Raw genomic sequence first — 17,694 nt, 5'->3', positions numbered from 1 at the left:
ACTATTTCTTCAATGGAAAGTTCACTTTTGGCTGAAGAATTTCAATTGTTCGACCTTAAAGAATATATAGTAAGTATTTTTTAACTGTTTGATGAAAGGGATGAAAGGAAGTAAATGGGTTGCAAAATTAGCATTTCATTATCCAATAACCACAATCTATATAATTATTGTTTCAATTATCGAGGTTTTACTGTTCATCTTTCCAATATCAATCACTGCGCAATTGATTGAAGCTTTATTGAATGGTGCAACCATGAAAGATGTTCAATCAGATCTATTTTTTCTTCTTGGTTTGGCTCTTTTCCAAGCTTTGATTTTCTTTTCTATTTCATTTTTAAATGAAGTTATTGCACACAGGGTTACCACTGATATGACTCAAGAATTATTTGAATCACTTCAATATCGTAGTTTAACTTATCATGATGGTAAAGATGTTGGTGAAATTATGGCGCGAGCCACTGGAGATACAAGAACTGTAAATATTGCAATTTCACCTGCAGTCCGAATATTTTTGGAAATTTTGACGCTTTGGTCTGTAATTTTCATACTTACTGCTTTTGTTCATTGGGTTCTATTACTCTGGGCGATTATTGTTTTTATTTTATTTACAATTACTACATTTTTTTATGCAAAAAAACTTGTGCCATATACAGTTAATCTTAGAGAGAAATTTGGTGAATTATCAGAAATTACTAATACATATTTCACAGGTATACGCGAAATTAAATCATTTGTTTCCCAATCTTGGGCAAAACGAAAATATTGTAAAAAAGTAATGCAATATCGCTCTATTGAATTAGCTTCAGGAAAACGTGGGGCATGGTTTTACCCAATGTTGGTAGTTACCTTCTTTTCTGCATCAATTATTGTATTAACGCTCTTTTTTGCATTTAAGGGTTTATTTGGTGTCACTTTTGGTGATGTAATTAGATTATCAAGCATGATAACCCTTCTTACTGGAATGTCCGAAGAGATGGGATGGTCTACAGAATTCTTAATTAGAGGAAATACATCAGCAAATAGAATTTATAACATTATTCATGAAAATGATCCTGGTTCTTTTTCTGATGGAAAAGAGCAGTTTAATTCAAGCCAATCTGATATCGAATTCCGCAATGTATCATTCAAATACCGATCAGATCTTCCCTGGGCTTTAAGAAATGTTTCCTTTAAAGTAAATAAAAATCAAACAATTGCAATTGTGGGTTCCCCAGGATCTGGAAAATCAACAATTGCTAAACTAATTCAACGCTTATATCTTCCAAATGAAGGTGAAATTCTCTTAGGAGGGCGACCAATTCAATATTATTCTAATAAATCCCTTCGAAAAAACATAGCCACAGTAGAACAAGATATTTTTCTTTTCAATACGACTATAAAGGAAAATATTCGGTTCGGAAAGCCATCTGCTACAGACGAAGAAGTAATACAAGCAGCAAAACTTGCTAAAGCACATAATTTCATTATGGAATTACCACAAAAATATGATAATCTTATTGGAGAAGGAGGTATTAGATTATCGGGGGGACAGGCTCAACGTTTATCGATAGCTAGAGCATTATTGGTAAAACCTTCGATTCTATTGATGGATGATGGTGCATCAGCTCTTGATGCTCAAACAGAAATTCAAATTCAAAATGCAATTTCAAATATATTGAAAACACATACAACTATTATTACTACTCACAGACTTTCGATTATAAGTCAAGTTGATTTGGTTATTATATTGGAACGAGGAGAAATTGTTGGATTAGGAACACATGAACAATTAATCCGTTCGAATTCCTTTTACAGACGACTTTTTGAGCGACACTATGAACTTCCTCCTATTGAGGAAGTTTTAGTAAATACTAAAGTTGGAGGCGAATAAAAAATTAGTTCAGAACTTGAAGATATTAAAATCCCTGAAATTGAAAAAGTCAATTCATTAAATAAAAAACGAGGAGAATTTAGCAAATTGTTCGGTATCTTTTTTGATTCTTCTCTTCAATCACCTAATGAAAAGAAAAAACAAGTTCCAATCGATTCTAACAAAAATAAAATCTTAGATTCGAAAAAGAGAGAAAAAAAAAATAAACAGCAAAAATCATATAAAAAAAGAAAACACTCAGATAAAGAATTACTAAAATATTTATGGAATTTTGTTGTACCTCATAAGCAAAAATTCTATATTGTTAGTATTTTAATGATGATTAATGTTGGGTTAGGAATTCTAAGCCCTCTCCTATATCAAAAAGCATTAGCTTTAATAGAAGAGGCAATCATCAATCCGAATCTTTCTCGTATTATTCCTTTTCTTTTAGCTTATTTTTTTATTGTTATGATATTGTGGTTTACAAATGTAATTCAGCGTGTTTTTACAATTCAGTTAAACAGCTTTACTACAAATGCAATGCGAACGCAAGTTTTTAATGAAATTTTGCAAAACTCTGTTTTTTTTTTCGATCATTCAGAAACTGGAGTTTTGACTAGTAATATTACTAATGATATTCAAGAATTATATGAAACTGGAGAGCGGTTTGTTGTTGTTTTTACGAGTTTGATTCGGCTAATTGTAACAGTTTCAATTCTTTTCAGCTTTTCACCACGTATAACAGCCATTTCAATGGCATTTCTTCCAATATTTTTCTTCATTTCAATGGCACTAAGGAAATTTCAAAGAAGAGTTGCACGAATTTGGCGGAAAAATTTTGGAAAAGTAAACCAAAGTTTTTCAGAATCAATGAGATCTATCAATATTTCAAAAGCATTTGAACGAGAAGAAGAAAATATTCGACGGTTCCATAGATTAAATGAATTAACCTACAAATCATCTGTAAAGAGAGGATTGGGAATTTTCATTATGGGACCAATCAGCGATTTTCTCCGACATGTACTGCTTATCATTATATTATGGATTGGAACCTTGGAATATAATAATTCTCATATTACACTTGCTGCATTTTCTTTGTTTATTTTTATGTTTGATTATTATTTCTATCCAATTCTAGCTTTAGCGCGCCATTATAATCGTTTTCAATCGTTATTTGGAATCTTAGAACGATTATTAGAAAGTAGTGAACAATTAGGATTAAAAGAACCAGCAGATTACGAGATAGATGCTTTAGATATCTGTGGGGAATTAGAATTAAGACATGTAAATTTTGAATACCAAGAGAATAATCCAATATTAAAGGATATTTCCTTTAAAGCTAAACCTGGCCAAAGAATTGCTTTAGTTGGTCCAACAGGGGCAGGAAAAACAACAATTGCTTCAATTCTAATGCGTTTCTATAAGATTAAATCAGGAGAAATCTATATCGATGGTAAAAATATTTTAGATTATCCATTAAGTGCTTTAAGAAAATCGATTGGTTTGGTTAGTCAGCGAGTTTTATTAATAAAAGGAACAATTCGGGATAATCTTTTATTGGGAAATGAACAAGCAACAGATGAAGAAATATGGAATGCCTTAGATATGGTACAAGCGCGAGAATTTATAGAGATGCTTCCTAATGGATTAGATTCTTATGTTAATGAAAAAGGAAAAAATCTTTCCGCGGGACAGCGACAAATGCTTTCATTCGCTCGCGTCTTATTAGCTAATCCGAAATTAATTATTTTAGACGAAGCCACTTCAGCAGTGGATCTTTATACTGAGTCAAAAATACAAGATGCTATTGATATTATGCTCGAAGGCCGCACAAGTTTAGTTATAGCACATCGATTAACAACGATTTTAAAAAGTGATCTAATTTTAGTTATTGATCAAGGAAAATTATTACAACAAGGAACTCATGAAGAATTAATGGAACAATCTGGGCCTTATAAAAAGATGTATCAATTGTATTTTGAGACCCAATCTGCAAAATATTTAGAAAAAATAAAGAAAAGTTAATTAGCGCTTGCAATATGATATTTTTCCAGAGAAACTTCTTCAAATTTTATTTTGACTCTTGTGCGAATAAGTTTTATTCTTAGATTATATGATTACTCAATCTAATGGCAGATTTATAGGTTTATCTTGCTGAATTCCCTAGATTCGGGAAACTTGGTCATCTTTGAAGATGAATTCCAATTCAATTGATGCGAATAAGTTTAAAAATCGTTATCTATAAGAATATGAAGTGGTGCTGGTGGATGAAGAAATCATCCTGGATACCCATTAATATTGAAAATCATCATCAGCATTATGGCTTTTTAATGATATTATTTCTGGAATATTAAAATTGCCATTATGAATAAGCAAATTTCATGAATGCAATCTTATTTTTCAGATGAAATGGTGTGTTATCAATTAATTTCTTATCTGTTGTAAATACATTCCATCTTTCTTTTGCCGCGATTATAATAATTAATGAATCACAAGCAGATAGTATCGGTTTAGCTTGATACTGCACAATTCCTGCCTTGATATTATCGGTTATTGTGGTTTCATAAATTTCAATATTATATTTTTCAAGAAAGGAGAGAATTTGAGGGAATGCGAATTCCTTTCCTTTTCCTTCTGTGAGATGTCTGGCTACTTCTAAAACTATTGCTTTTGTAACATAACCTCTGGTTGTTTTATTCAATAGATTTCTACTAAGTGTTTCGATTTTAGGGTGTCTTTTCATCTTCAAAATTTGCATAATTACTCCAGTATCTAAAATCGCATGAATTGTCATTGAAATCTTGCTCCTTGTTTTCCAATCTTTTTTCTTAACTTTTCCCATTTACTCTCTGAATTCAACATCGATATCCTGTTGTCGTTCATTTTCCATTTTGTTTAGAATATTATCAACAATTGAATTTTCAATTCTATTATCTTCATTTTCAATATCTATAAATGGAATTAGCAATAGCGTGCCATCGAAATCTTCAACAATAAAATACTCCTTTCCATCCACTATATTTAGTTTTTTTCTAATTTTAGAAGGGATAGTTATCATTCCTCTATTTGTAACTTTTACTCGATTACTCATTTTCATATATATTAGAATACTGATGATATTTAAATTATGGTAAGCAAAATTAAAAAAATGTTGTAATAATCTGAATTTCATTACTTATTTTAATGTTTTTTAAATTTTTTCACTGCGAATAAGTTTTTTGATCGATTTTTATTTTAGAAATTCTTCCTGTAAATGATTTTTATACAGAAATATTAGGACGCTTTTTCTCCTTAGAAAATATGCAAGCATTCCTCCAATGAGTAAAATGAGAATAAGAATGCCCCATATCCACATAAGAAAGCAAAGATTCGAGGAGATTTAAATGATTCGATTATAACACATAAGTGCGATTATCAAAAAACTTATTCGCACTTAGGTCTTACTTTGCTAAAAGTATAATAAAACATGCCCCCTAACTTTTTTATTGTAAGTGGCATTCATCGATGAATTTTCAACTATTTTTGAGAAAATATTTTTGTCGGATCGTTAACTTGTAAACTTAAGATTTTTTTTTTATTTTTCGCTTTAATGCAATGTTATTTCCTTAAAAGCTGTATTATGAGAGAAATTCGTATTCCACGACAGTCGCTAATGCTAATACACCTGCTCCAATTAAAAAGCCACGCCAAACCCAAATATTAACTTCTGCGACTTTTAGCATTAATCCAACTACTACTAATACTACAGCGGATAATAATGTAATAAAAATAATCGTAACCGAAAGATAAGATTTATCTCTAGCAAGCCATGCTAATCGATTTGATTTTTCAGCAATTTGATCATCATTCATAATTTTAATAACAGTAAATCCAATTAAAATTTATTTCAAATTAAAATAAAGTATACTAAAATTTCAATCACTAAAATTCATATATTTTTGAAATAATTGTTATCTACTGGAATAATTAATGGATTATTCCTAAAAGTTCCTTAATTTCTTGTAAAACAGATGGAAAATCATCAAAAATATCCATGATATCATTCTGGAGACAATTATTAAGGATTTCTTCGATTTTATAATCCGAATCTTCAGAAAGACCTAATATGAGAGGGTTTTGAAAAATAAGATAGACGATTGGAGCAAGATGGAAATAATAATAGTATTTATGATTTGTTTCTTTTGTTTTTTGATATTTTTTCATTTCAATTAAATATTGGGGAATTAAATTCATAATATCAGTTTTTTCAAAAATTGGAAGAAATGTTTCTAATGTTTTTTTTATTATAAAAAAATTAGGCATGAATTCAGGACCTTTTTTAATTTGAAATATTAATTCAACTAGTTTCGCCCATTGATAATAAATTTCGCGTTTATCTCTATTATACCGAAGATTAAGGAATTCAGGAAGTCTTTTAGCATCATAAAACGCGCGAAAGATATAATACCATGTTTTTTTTTCTGCCACCTGCCTTTCTCTATCAAAAAGTTCAGTTTTTATCAATTGAATAGCTTGATCAAATTCTAATTGACGGATTAAAATTGAAATTTCATACTGGAAAGCAATTTCACCAATACGGCTGTATTTTCTGCGAATTTCTTGTATCAAATCCCAGCAAGCTTGATATCGTTTCTGAATGAAATAATAACGAGTTATATAATGAAGAAAATTAATAATTGATGTTTTTCCTTTGCCATAACTAACATTGATATTTTCCCATTCAGCAACAGAATAGTAGGTCAATAAATGTTCAGTGAAAATTTGCACAATTACTGGACTAGGGTATTTAATAAAGATTTCATTAAGCTCGTTAAAAGTAAAATCTAATTCATCTATTATTTGTATAAGATTTGTCTTTACTCTATTAAGATCTGGTTTTTCTTTAAAATGATTATAAAGACGGTTAAATATTGCCAAATTGAATTCACTTTTATATTCTAATTCTTGAAAATACTGTAGAAATAACCCCCATTTGGTGGAATCTTCAAAAATTGATACAATTTCTTCTAAAATTTCTTCTTGGGTAATAGATTTTAGATGGGTTAAAAATGGGGGTTCTTTTGGAATCTCTGGAACAAGTTCCTTCTTAGGAGATTCTAGCATGACTGAATTTCGCTGCTGACTTGAATTTAATTCATTGTTTTTATTTTCATAGATATCTTTATTAGGAATATGTACTGAATCTGAGTCAATATCCGATCGAAGATGTGAAACAAATGAAGATTTTAAGGTTGTTTCTTGATTATTTCCAATATTATTATTATTATTACGTGATATTTTTCCCTGCGGGTTCTCAAGTATACTACTTTCTACTGAATTAGCATTATTATATGTTTCATAATCTCTAGAATCTCCAGAATCATCATAGTCTCCATACTCTCCATGTTCATTATATAAATTTGATTTTGATAATTCATGGGAAATTTGGGAAGGTATTGTTTGAAAATGATTAATATTTTTTAGTTGTGATTTAAGCGATTTGATTTCCTCGATTAAATAACTTATAATATGATCATTTTGACTATTTGAAGTGTTTCCTATATTATTTTGGGCTTTATCCAAATTAATTTGGTTAATTTGCAAAATTGAATTCAAATTCTTTTTATTTTTTAGCTTGTGGATATTTAATGAATTCAGATAATCTTGATAACTAATTATTTTTTGATTTTTAGGTAGTTTAAAAAGAAAATCTAAGTATTCTCGACCTTGCTGTGTTATTGTATAAGCATAATATTGCCTATTAGAAACTAAATCTTTAATCTTTTGAATTAAACCAAACGAGATTAGACGTTGATAAATTTTATAGTAAGTGCGACTACTTTTACGATTTATTCCTGGATATTTCTCATTAAAATGCTGGATTTCAGAATGTCGAATTTTGTCGTGATGGTAAAGAATGAAGAGAATTTTTAATTCTTGTGTAGCTTTTTGAAGGAAATTATTCATGTTGGAATTAAGTTTGACCATCTGACCTGACATTTAATATATAAAGTAGCGGTTTTATTTATTTAAAGATATTGGTAAAAAATAGGTAAAAAATTAGTAAAATATAAAGATCAAATGTAAAAAATTTGTAAAATTAATGAGAAAAAATAAAAAATAGGTAAAAAATTAGATCTTATTTTAAGCTGAATAAGGATTAACTTATTATTTTCTTTTTTTACAAATGAGTAGATCTTTATTGCTAAAACAGAATTTGGAGATCTTCATTAACTCAAGTAATGCTTTTAATTCATGAAATCAAATTTATTGTAGGGAATTTAAATGTCAGATAAACAATCCACTTTATCAGGAATAATAAAAGAAAAACAATCAGATGAAGCCCCCAAAAACCAATCTTTTAACGAAAACGAATCATCGACTATCAAAGAAAAAAGGCAACTACCACAAAATCCTGTAGAAATTCTTAAATTAACCAAAAGTGGGGGGATTACATTACCAAAATTAATTCGATCACAATTAGAAGAAAAGCAATTGTTTGCGTTTTGGAAAGAAGATGATAGCTATATATTAATGCCAGTAAAGGAATATGAAATTCCTGATTTAAAATTAGTAGAATCAAAAAAGAAATCAAATAAAGTAGATGATTCTGATACTAAAGCAAAAAAAACACGTAAAAAACGAACTGCAAAACAAAAATTGCCCACAGGACCGCAGCCAGAATTAACAAAATATTTCCCATTTCCTTTAGAAAATCAAGAAAAAATTCAAAATGCTATTGAAGCAAGCTTTTATAAACTTATTGAAACACCCCCAAAAATTGAAGAAGTCATAGAACGGATCAAATATATAATTATTAATTATGGAATTGGGAAAACAACAAACGATTCGCGCTTAAAACATACAATAATTTTGTTTATTGATGATGTAATTGAAAAAGTCCCTGAACAAGATTTTTCAGCAATTCTTGAATATCTATCATTAAAAATAATCCCAAATATAGATAGTACCTTTTTACGAGAACAAAGTCTAATAACTTTATGCGGTACAACCTTGAAAGCACAACTTCCTGAACTTGCTTTGTCCTTGCTCAAACAAATATTTTCTGGAATTGATTCTTACGACCAAGAATTTGCAATTATGCAAGGTATTAAATCAATAATGAAGAAACTTCAATCAATTGATGTACCCCTTTCAGAAGACTTTCAATTAACAATTCAGAGAAATTTAAGCAAATTTATTTTAGGAAAAAATAAAGATAATTTCAACGAAAACCAAGAATCTACAAGCAATGAACAATTTATTTTATCTACTGATAACTGTTTAGAAATAATTGAATTAATGCAGAATTTTCAAATGATAGATGCTGCAATGGAAGCGGCACAAAACCTTTTAGAACATATTCCGCCAGAAGATTTTCATATCGAAGAAGTGAGGGCGAAAGTCAATTCATTAAGAAAACATTCTCGATAGGAATATTCATTCGACAATTTTAATTAGCGCGTGAATCATATATATAATGAAGGAAAAGGAGTAACATCAAATGCTCAGGCAAGTAATTATATATTTTCAAAACGAAATAATTTTTACTCATATTTTTGCACAAGCCTATTCAAAAGAGACGCTTGAATTGGTTTTAACTAAAAAATTAATTGGATATATTGAAAAACCATCACGAGGACAGAGCTTTAATAAACCTCTTTTTGATTTTCAGGCTCATTTTGGAATGTTTGGTAATGTATTTTTTCTGTATATTACAGATATGAGTGATCGTCCAAAAGTCATCGCAAAAGAAATACAACGTGCGGCTCGCATGTTTCAAAAATATTTTCCAGATCCACTTGAAATTAAAAATCCATCAGTGCAAAAAGAAGAATTTATTAAATTTATAAACGAAACTCATTATTTTCTACATCCTAAAATATGTTTAATGGGTCCAAATTTAAATGATCGACAACAAATAGTAGATTATTTAAAATTAAGCCCAGAACCTGATAAAAGAATAATGAATTTTGCGGTATATCACCAAATTCAAATTGGAACTCTCTTTTTGGATCTATGGAACTTTATCGAAAAAGATACTCTTTCACCATTATGGAATAATTACGTTCGTGGTTCTGATATGATTTTATTTATTCTAGATGGAACAAGTCAAGAATTAAATGAACGAGTTTTGAAATTTTTTCACTCTTTACGCTTAAGAGAGGGAAAGTACAGTAAATCAGCAATTTTCCTAACACACGCGCATCAACCTTCTTTCATTGGTAAAGAAAAACTAATTTCAAATTTTCCTTTTTTAGAAAAATATCCAATATTTGAAATTGATTTGGATGATGTAGATGGGAAAGATCAATTAATCAATGCCATGAGTATTTCTATCGGTTTAAAGCAACCATTACCTCCAGAATTTAAAATTAAATTAAAACAAGCAAATGAGTATGTAAGTCTGCAAAAATATCAAGATGCTTTGAATTTATTAAGAGATTTAATTCAAATATGTGAAAAATATCAGGAATTTAATTATATTGATGTATTTCAAAATAAAATCATAGAATTACAAGAAAAACAGAAAGAAAAACAACTTCAAGAAGAAATTGAAAGGAAAAAAATAAAAGCACCAAAGAAAATATCTTTTGGAAAATTTAAAGGTGCAAAAACACTCCCAACAGATTTAAAAGGGAAAATTATTCCTGATCTCAGCAAATTAAAGAAAGTCAGCGCAAAATCCAAAGATAAACAACCTGTTTCAAATTCATTATCGCATATTTCTTCTTCATATTCATCTACTGATAAGAATTTAAGTCAATCTCTACCGAAATCGTCTGGAAATGAAGGTATATTACAAGATATTGATTCAGCAAATCCATTTTTTAGTGGATTAAGTTCATCAAAATCAATAAAAACTTCTCAAGAAAAAAAAGATGAAAAAGCAAATCAAACATCAAATCAAACATCAAATCAAACATCAAATCCATTCTTTGCTGGAATCCCAAATGTTGATCCTGGTGAAATGTTATCAAAAAAATCCATAAACAAATCTTCCCATGAATCTAAGAAAGATTCAATAGATCATTCAGATGAAAATCCTGATTTATTATTTGAAAATGAAATTGAGAAATTATTGAAAGAGCATGATAAGATTAAAGACATAAGCAATGATTTAGATTTTTTTGAAGAATTACAAGCAGATCATGAAAAAGAAAAACAAAATTGGCAGAATAAACCAGAAGGAATTATATATCAACCAAATAATACTAACTCTTCGCTTCAGGAAGAGAAAAAAGAAGCAATTCCAAATATCGAATCAGGAGAACCCATAGATAATTTTAAAATTCGTAATTATTCTGTTAATCCAATTGATCTTTCGGGTTCCCCAATACCAGAAAATCATGAAAAAGCAGAAGAAAAAAAGAATCCATTTTTATCAAATCTTTCAAAACAAAAAAAGGGATATACAAGACGTAAAACACTTACCTTTGAAGCATCGCCATTAGTTTCTTCAGAACAAAAGAAACCTAAAGCAAATATTCAAAAAACAAGAAAAACCACTCCATTTATAGAACGAAATCCACTTCAGCAATTTACTCTCGAAAAATCACCACTCACACCAAAAAAAATTCTAACACCAGCTGAAAAATTAGAACAGACTATTTTAATAAAAGGTGAGACTTTAGCATTAGATTTATGTGAGAAATTTATTTCACAACTCCGTATTAAACTAAAACGCACTATAACTGATGCTGATATTGAAAAAGTAGCTGATCTTTATGTAAAGCAAAAACGAAAAAAAAACAATCAAAAATAGAAATTATTTTTTAGTTCTTATGATTACTAATTATATTGGTAGACCCAATCTCCTTTTTTTACAGGTTTATCCACCTTAGTTGTAATAATTACACTTCCTTGAGGAGGGATTTGGGGTGTTTCGGTTATAGATTTAGTTTTAAACTGCATTGATTGTATGTTTTGCCTTAAATAAGTACCCAATTTCGATCCTTCAAAAACTATTTCATCACCTAAATGTAATCTACCTGTGTGAAGTGCAATTTTTGCAACTTTAACATCCCGATAATATGCAATCACCTTTCCAATTTGGACCTTTTTTGTTTTTGCTTGATTTCCCGATTGATCTACGGAAATATCTTCAGGACCAGGCCGTTGAAAATAAAATCCAGTTGAAAATCCACGATTATAAACTTTCTCTAATCTTTCCATCCATGAATTAACCATTTCTTTAGAGAAATTCTTTGAATACGTGGCATCAATGGCTTCTCGATAACATTGGGAAACAGTTTCGATATAATGAGGATCTCGCATTCTTCCTTCGATTTTGAATGAAGCAATGTTTGCATCAATAAGTTTGGGTATGTGAGCAATCATGCAAAGATCTTTAGAATTTAAGAAAAAACCTTCACCATAATCGATTTCTACTCCGGAATAATGCTTCAAAGTCCATTTGTGTCTACAAGGTTGTAGACATCTTCCCCGATTTGCTGAACATACAGGATCGTTATAAACATATGCTGAAAAATAACATCTCCCTGAAACTGAAGTGCATTGGGCACCATGAACAAAAGTTTCGATTTCAGCTTTTGTCAATTTCTGCCCAATTTCTTTTATTTGAGCAAGAGAACATTCTCGTGCCAGAATAATTCTTTTTGCACCAAGTTTTTCATAAAATTTTGCAGCACGAGAATTTGAAACACTTGCTTGTGTAGAAATATGAAAAGGTATGCCCATTTCTCGCGCTACTTCAACAGCAGCAAGATCATGTACAATAACTGCATCGATTTCAGCAGTTTTTGCTGTTTGAAATAAATTTTCTAAATAATTAAGTTCGTTTTCATAAATTATTACATTAGTTGTTAAATAAGCGCGGAGATTTAAATCATGGCAGAAAGCAACAATGGGCTTAAGATCCTTTAAAGAAAAATTATCTGCATTCATCCTCATATTTAAAGCCTCACTTCCAAAGTAAACTGCATTGGCAAATGGTGCAACTGCTTGGATAGATTTCTTGTTTTGGGCTGGTGCAAGAAGTTCTACTTTTTTCATAGGTCTTAATCACCCAATACTAGATGAAAATATACAAAAAACCAAAAACTTTGCGTTTTCAAAAATTAAGAAAAATTCGATAAATATTAAAAACGAAGGAAGAATTCATTCCTTTCTCTTTTTTTGAATATCAGTCTAAATTTCCCTCTATCCATAGATATCGAAATGAAGAATTAATGATCTGGGTAATCAAGATTTTTTTTTTGAAAGTTATGGTTTATAGCCAAATTTTCGAACAATTGAGGATTATTTTTGCAAATTATAAACATTCTCAGGCGCTTTTCGATGCTTTCAGCAGTTTTTGGACCAGAAAGCACGAGATAATTCGAAAGCAAACTATTTTTATGCTCTGCTAAATTATTCTGAATGAAGCTTTTTGAAAATAGTTTAAATGTGTCTTTTATAGTGGCGGCTACCGCTTTGGAGATATTCTTCCCAATTCGCATCGTTTTGCGGTGCGGGTCAACCTTTGCATACCCCTTCTTCCCATGATCAAACACTTCAAAAAGTTCTTTTCTTCCACGTTTGTTTTTCTTACTCCTGGATGTTTTCTTCTTTCTTCGACAGTTTTTAACTCCTTTGGGCCTTCCTCGCTTCTTTTTTGGTAAAATGTACCGATTTTCTTTAGATTCCATATAAAAATATTCCTTTTTTGTCCGTTTTTTACAGAAATCTGATTTCATTCCAACCACTGAAATATATCGATAATCAAGGTCATACTCATATCTCTTTATCACCACCTTTTCATATGGCTTTTTATGCTTATGAATTATAATCGTTATTGGTCGATCTAAATATCTCGCTAAAGCCTGTGTCCCGTTCCAAGCATCTGCGGTTATAATTGTGATTGGTTTTATAGTATTTCGATCAGCTTCTTCAAAAACTTGACGTAGATCGTCCATTTTTCGAGTTCGGGAGACTTTTAATCCCAAAATCTTATGACTTGCATAGCCTGTAGCCATAATTATGTAAAATGACTTTCCATTAATGGTTAAAAAAGTCTCATCTATTGCAATAGCCTGATCTTTTTGAGAGTGATCAACCAAATTATGCAATCCATGATGTCGATCAAGTGTTATTTGGAGTTTACCATAGAGGTAATTCATTAAACTTGGAGATATCTCATGATCATGCGCAATTTCGACCATTTTTCCTTGTGCATTAAACAGTTTTGATAAAATCTGGTCGAGATAAGATTGTAAAATAAAAGTTAGAAATAAAGAGGAAAAAATCGTAAACTGTTTTCCACCTTTTGATGATTTCCGAAACGAACATTTAGAATTATAGCACCGATAGCTTTGAATTCTTGAATTTTCTCGCTTTTGAGTACCGTTATATCCAATTTCATATGATTTGCATATGGGACATTGTATCGGAATATTTTGAAGTTGCATTTTGCTCCTGTTTTCTGATTCAACGGTAATTCTAGAATATATTTTGATACGTGGCTTTTTCTTACGACCTAGTATATTTGAACAAAGTAACAAAGTGATTTAAACTTTTAGGAGATCTGTGTTCTTTCGATTTTCACTTTGTTTTCCAATTATTCAGCTTCATACAAATAGGTCATTTGCGCAACGAATTAAAGGGAACGATTTCACTGCGTGATATTGATTTCTGTATCGGCCCCGATGGATCACCTCACTTTTCAGCTGTTCCTAAAGTTGAAAATCCTAATAGTGAGCTGCAAGATTTGATCCATTTATATGAGTTCTGTTTCAGCTCCATGTATTATCAAAAATACGAAGATTTGAGCAATTATCTCGCGGCTCAAAACCAGCACTGGTATTTACAAGTCATTTCCATCGTGGTTTCTGTATTATCTTCCAACTTGGGATCATATTTAGCCGTACCTCAGACCTATGTGCAGAACTTCTTGGCTGAAGCAGGTGAAAAATCAGGCATTTCCACTTGGTCTATCACCAAGCATGTAATCGGCACCTTTTTAGACGAATTTAAGGATGAACTGATTGTTGAAAATATCATTTCTAGAACTGCCCAGATATTAGGTGTGAATCCACAGCTGGCGGAGCAGTTGGGCGAACTGATCAGTTTTGCAGGTGAAAAGGGTCGAACCGCCTTTAAAGTTGTTCAAGGTGGTAATTTCCAGTCCCTGGCAGATACTCTTAGAGAAGATTATAAATCCACTGTTTCTTCTCAATCTTCTTCCTCTTCTCTCGTCAATAGATTCTGTGGTGCTGTCTCCTCTATTTTCAAATCTAAACGCATTGTTCATTTTTTCACCAGCGTTAAATTCATTCGTTCTGTTATCGCCGAGCATACTATCTCAAGCATCACAGAGCACTACATAAATAACAAAATTATGTTGCAAGATCTCTTGTTGTTTACCACCACCCACATGCAGAATCAAATCGAAGATTGGTTGCAGAAAACTCATCCTGGTGAATCTATTGAATTTATCATTCGAGATTTTGCCAATCCTGAAAGTATGAGAAAGAGTCGTCAATACGACGTAATTGCTGCTTTATACATGTTTAAGGATTTATCGCTTGAATCGTTTGCAAATAATAAAATTTTAAATGAATTATGGGGTGTCTCAGAAAGCAAGGAACGATTTCTAATAAAAGAAACCGATTCTGGTGAGAAATTTAAGAGTAATAGGGATGGTTTTGAGTATGAATTCATCGATAGAAATTGGCATAAAAGCCGATCTACCGAATCAGTATCTGTAACCGAATGGCTTAAAGACGCTAGAAAGATTGAAATTTTCGATCCAATTAGCTATCAAGCTTTAATAAAAGTTATATCTAATCAAATAGGAACATTTGAAGAATTTTCAGATCAAGTCTTAAAAGATTCTCCGTTTGCGGAATATTGGAAACAATCAGGTAATGTAAAATCATTCTTCACTTTTCTTTTCAGAACTCTTAATATGATAGGGCACAGTGAAGGATTTTATTATAAAAAAAGAGGTATCAATAAAGATACTTTGATCGAAGTCCACGTTGATGATTCTATAGGCATGACCCTTCAAGAGGTGTTAAAAAATGTAAAAAGCGAATATGCGGATGGGGTTAAAGGTAAAAAAATACCCTTTAAATATATTACCGACCCCAATGTATACAAATTGTTTTTACCGGTAGAGATCGACGGTGAATCCCATCAATTATTGTCTTTTCCAAAATCAGCAGGTGTCAAAATATTGATTAACAGTGAAGAAGAATCTGTTGATGATGCAGAAAAGACTAAAGATAATCAAGATACAAAGGAAAATTTTAGAAAAATGATGTATGAAAGCTCTTTAATAGTTTCATCTATTGGGAAAATTAAAGTTACATCTTTTAATAATTTAAAAGATATAAAACAGATAAAAGGAGGTTATTCTGGATTAAGAACAGTAAGAGATAATTTAATAAATTTTAATTTTTGGACTCCTGGTTTAGCAAAAAATATTATTAATATGTATATCGATTTTGAAGCGATTAATCGCGATGTGCCGAATCTTGGAACCGTTCTGAAAGAAAATTTCTTTGAAAATGTAAAATCATGGAGTAAAATATATATTTTCGATGATGAAGGAAATAAAATAGGAAAATTGGATAAACTTGTTGAAGATTATTTTAAAAAAGATGCTGAATCCGAATTCAATTACTGGAAACACATTACTACCCCCAGCAATAAAAACAAAAAATTATCATGGAATAAAGAAGTTATTTCCCAAATTAAAGTCTATATTGAAAATATAATCGAAATACAAAATAAAATTGGCGGTTATTCAAGAGGTTGTGAAATAACAATGCAGTCAAAAAAATTCCTAAAATATTTTAACAATTATATACAAAATAATCTTGGAATTTTAAACCATTTTATAGAAGATACACGAATAGATACTATTTTATATGAAGACAGTGCAATTCCTTATATCTATGAATGGGAACTATCTCATATGATTTGGCTTTCACTGGCTTCATTATATCCAAATCTTGATGAATTCCATGCAGAAATAGATTTTCTTATTGATCATAAACAATCAATTTCAGAAACCCAAATAAATATAAAAAATAAATATAAAAATTATAAGATCGGCGATTCTTATTATTATCAGCTTGTAAATATGCTTCCAGACCCCGAAATAATCATTGGTGCTAAAAAAATAACTAATATTGTGAGTTTCATACAATTTGGTATGTCTCTAATTTCTGTTTTGGATTCAGGATTAGAAAAATTAGTGGTTCAATCCTTATTAGCTGTGCTAACAGCCGATAACACTTTTGATTTTAATAAAATTGGGACTGAAGGTTTTTATAGTTCGCCTTATTCTCTGATTTTGCCGCAGTTTTTGATGAAACTTTGGAATCCTGCCACCAGTGAATATTTCAAAACGGAAAAAACTGAGCAAATTGAAGGCTATCTAATGGATTTTCTGGTAATGGAAAACTTGGCTTGGTTGCATAATTCTCCAGACCAAACATCGACTTGGCGATTTCCAGGCATTTACGGGATCGGTGTGCACGGTGTTGATATTAAAAATGAAAAATATTGGAAAGATAAACCTCGAAAAGTGTGGACTGCTTTTATGAATGGGCTGTCTATTATTAATATTTTTAGGGATAAAAATCAAAAAGATGAATTCGATAAAAAGTTAAGAAAATTCAAATTGGACAAAAATAATGAGAATGAACCTCTTGCAATTCCCGAAATGTTGGTTCGGATTGTGATAGACGATGCCCGCAGTTTCTTTTTACTGCGAAATCAGCCAGAAATGAAGGGTTTAAGTATAAAAGAATCGATTACAAAGATGGCGAAATGGTTAAGGGCTGAAAAATTGGCAGGTCATGAAGGAACGAAATTTTTAGGAATAGGATATAAAATTCCATCCTATAAAC

General features: G+C 30.5%; 11 protein-coding genes. 5 read left to right on the top strand and 6 right to left on the bottom strand.

Annotated elements, in window-relative coordinates; genetic code table 11:
• The first annotated feature begins 100 nt into the window (after window positions 1-100).
• Both ACXLDF_RS15345 and ACXLDF_RS15340 read left to right on the top strand, forming a co-directional pair.
• The gene (locus ACXLDF_RS15345) at window positions 101-1,870 is read left to right on the top strand and encodes an ABC transporter ATP-binding protein (protein ID WP_457559427.1); all 1,770 of its coding nucleotides are present in this window, start codon (window positions 101-103) and stop codon (window positions 1,868-1,870) included.
• 87 nt (window positions 1,871-1,957) lie between these two features.
• Window positions 1,958-3,877 carry an ABC transporter ATP-binding protein gene (locus tag ACXLDF_RS15340; RefSeq protein ID WP_457559426.1) on the top strand — a complete coding sequence of 640 codons (1,920 nt, stop codon included), beginning with the start codon at window positions 1,958-1,960 and terminating at the stop codon, window positions 3,875-3,877.
• 337 nt (window positions 3,878-4,214) lie between these two features.
• Here ACXLDF_RS15340 and ACXLDF_RS15335 read toward each other — a convergent pair whose 3' ends face one another.
• From ACXLDF_RS15335 to ACXLDF_RS15320, 4 genes are all read right to left on the bottom strand, one after another.
• Window positions 4,215-4,646 (bottom strand): PIN domain-containing protein, encoded by a 432-nt coding sequence (locus tag ACXLDF_RS15335; RefSeq protein ID WP_457559425.1) that lies wholly within the window; start codon window positions 4,644-4,646, stop codon window positions 4,215-4,217.
• 48 nt (window positions 4,647-4,694) lie between these two features.
• Window positions 4,695-4,943 (bottom strand): AbrB/MazE/SpoVT family DNA-binding domain-containing protein, encoded by a 249-nt coding sequence (locus ACXLDF_RS15330; RefSeq protein WP_457559424.1) that lies wholly within the window; start codon window positions 4,941-4,943, stop codon window positions 4,695-4,697.
• Between the two features lie 526 nt (window positions 4,944-5,469).
• Window positions 5,470-5,703: a hypothetical protein gene (locus tag ACXLDF_RS15325; protein ID WP_457559423.1), complete on the bottom strand. Its 234-nt coding sequence runs from the start codon at window positions 5,701-5,703 to the stop codon at window positions 5,470-5,472.
• A gap of 115 nt (window positions 5,704-5,818) precedes the next feature.
• The gene (locus ACXLDF_RS15320) at window positions 5,819-7,831 is read right to left on the bottom strand and encodes a hypothetical protein (protein ID WP_457559422.1); all 2,013 of its coding nucleotides are present in this window, start codon (window positions 7,829-7,831) and stop codon (window positions 5,819-5,821) included.
• A 285-nt stretch (window positions 7,832-8,116) separates the two neighbouring features.
• On the opposite strand from ACXLDF_RS15320, the gene ACXLDF_RS15315 reads away from it, so the two are divergent.
• Together ACXLDF_RS15315 and ACXLDF_RS15310 are read left to right on the top strand one after the other, a co-directional pair.
• The gene (locus ACXLDF_RS15315) at window positions 8,117-9,265 is read left to right on the top strand and encodes a hypothetical protein (RefSeq protein ID WP_457559421.1); all 1,149 of its coding nucleotides are present in this window, start codon (window positions 8,117-8,119) and stop codon (window positions 9,263-9,265) included.
• Between the two features lie 70 nt (window positions 9,266-9,335).
• The gene (locus ACXLDF_RS15310; protein WP_457559420.1) at window positions 9,336-11,597 is read left to right on the top strand and encodes a hypothetical protein; all 2,262 of its coding nucleotides are present in this window, start codon (window positions 9,336-9,338) and stop codon (window positions 11,595-11,597) included.
• A gap of 26 nt (window positions 11,598-11,623) precedes the next feature.
• Here the strand turns inward: ACXLDF_RS15310 and ACXLDF_RS15305 are convergent, their stop codons facing one another.
• Together ACXLDF_RS15305 and ACXLDF_RS15300 are read right to left on the bottom strand one after the other, a co-directional pair.
• On the bottom strand, window positions 11,624-12,847 hold the full coding sequence (locus ACXLDF_RS15305) for a peptidase U32 family protein (protein ID WP_457559419.1): 1,224 nt from the start codon (window positions 12,845-12,847) through the stop codon (window positions 11,624-11,626).
• Window positions 12,848-13,020: 173 nt separating this feature from the next.
• Entirely contained in the window at window positions 13,021-14,241 is a 1,221-nt protein-coding gene (locus ACXLDF_RS15300; RefSeq protein WP_457559418.1) for a hypothetical protein, read from the bottom strand.
• 176 nt (window positions 14,242-14,417) lie between these two features.
• On the opposite strand from ACXLDF_RS15300, the gene ACXLDF_RS15295 reads away from it, so the two are divergent.
• Window positions 14,418-17,694 (top strand): hypothetical protein (locus tag ACXLDF_RS15295; protein WP_457559417.1); only part of this gene is annotated, 3,277 nt, incomplete at its 3' end.

The sequence above is a fragment of the Candidatus Harpocratesius sp. genome, assembly GCF_054039255.1.
The sequence above is the reverse complement of the archived record's forward strand: the minus strand, read 5'-3'. Positions and strand labels throughout refer to the sequence as shown.

Bases quoted from the DNA above. Each gene is read 5' to 3' on its own strand.
- ACXLDF_RS15345 (WP_457559427.1), top strand. From the start codon at position 101: ATGAAAGGAAGTAAATGGGTTGCAAAATTAGCATTTCATTATCCAATA.
- ACXLDF_RS15335 (WP_457559425.1), bottom strand. From the start codon at position 4,646: ATGACAATTCATGCGATTTTAGATACTGGAGTAATTATGCAAATTTTG.
- ACXLDF_RS15330 (WP_457559424.1), bottom strand. From the start codon at position 4,943: ATGAGTAATCGAGTAAAAGTTACAAATAGAGGAATGATAACTATCCCT.
- ACXLDF_RS15325 (WP_457559423.1), bottom strand. From the start codon at position 5,703: ATGAATGATGATCAAATTGCTGAAAAATCAAATCGATTAGCATGGCTT.
- ACXLDF_RS15320 (WP_457559422.1), bottom strand. From the start codon at position 7,831: ATGTCAGGTCAGATGGTCAAACTTAATTCCAACATGAATAATTTCCTT.
- ACXLDF_RS15315 (WP_457559421.1), top strand. From the start codon at position 8,117: ATGTCAGATAAACAATCCACTTTATCAGGAATAATAAAAGAAAAACAA.
- ACXLDF_RS15310 (WP_457559420.1), top strand. From the start codon at position 9,336: ATGCTCAGGCAAGTAATTATATATTTTCAAAACGAAATAATTTTTACT.
- ACXLDF_RS15305 (WP_457559419.1), bottom strand. From the start codon at position 12,847: ATGAAAAAAGTAGAACTTCTTGCACCAGCCCAAAACAAGAAATCTATC.
- ACXLDF_RS15300 (WP_457559418.1), bottom strand. From the start codon at position 14,241: ATGCAACTTCAAAATATTCCGATACAATGTCCCATATGCAAATCATAT.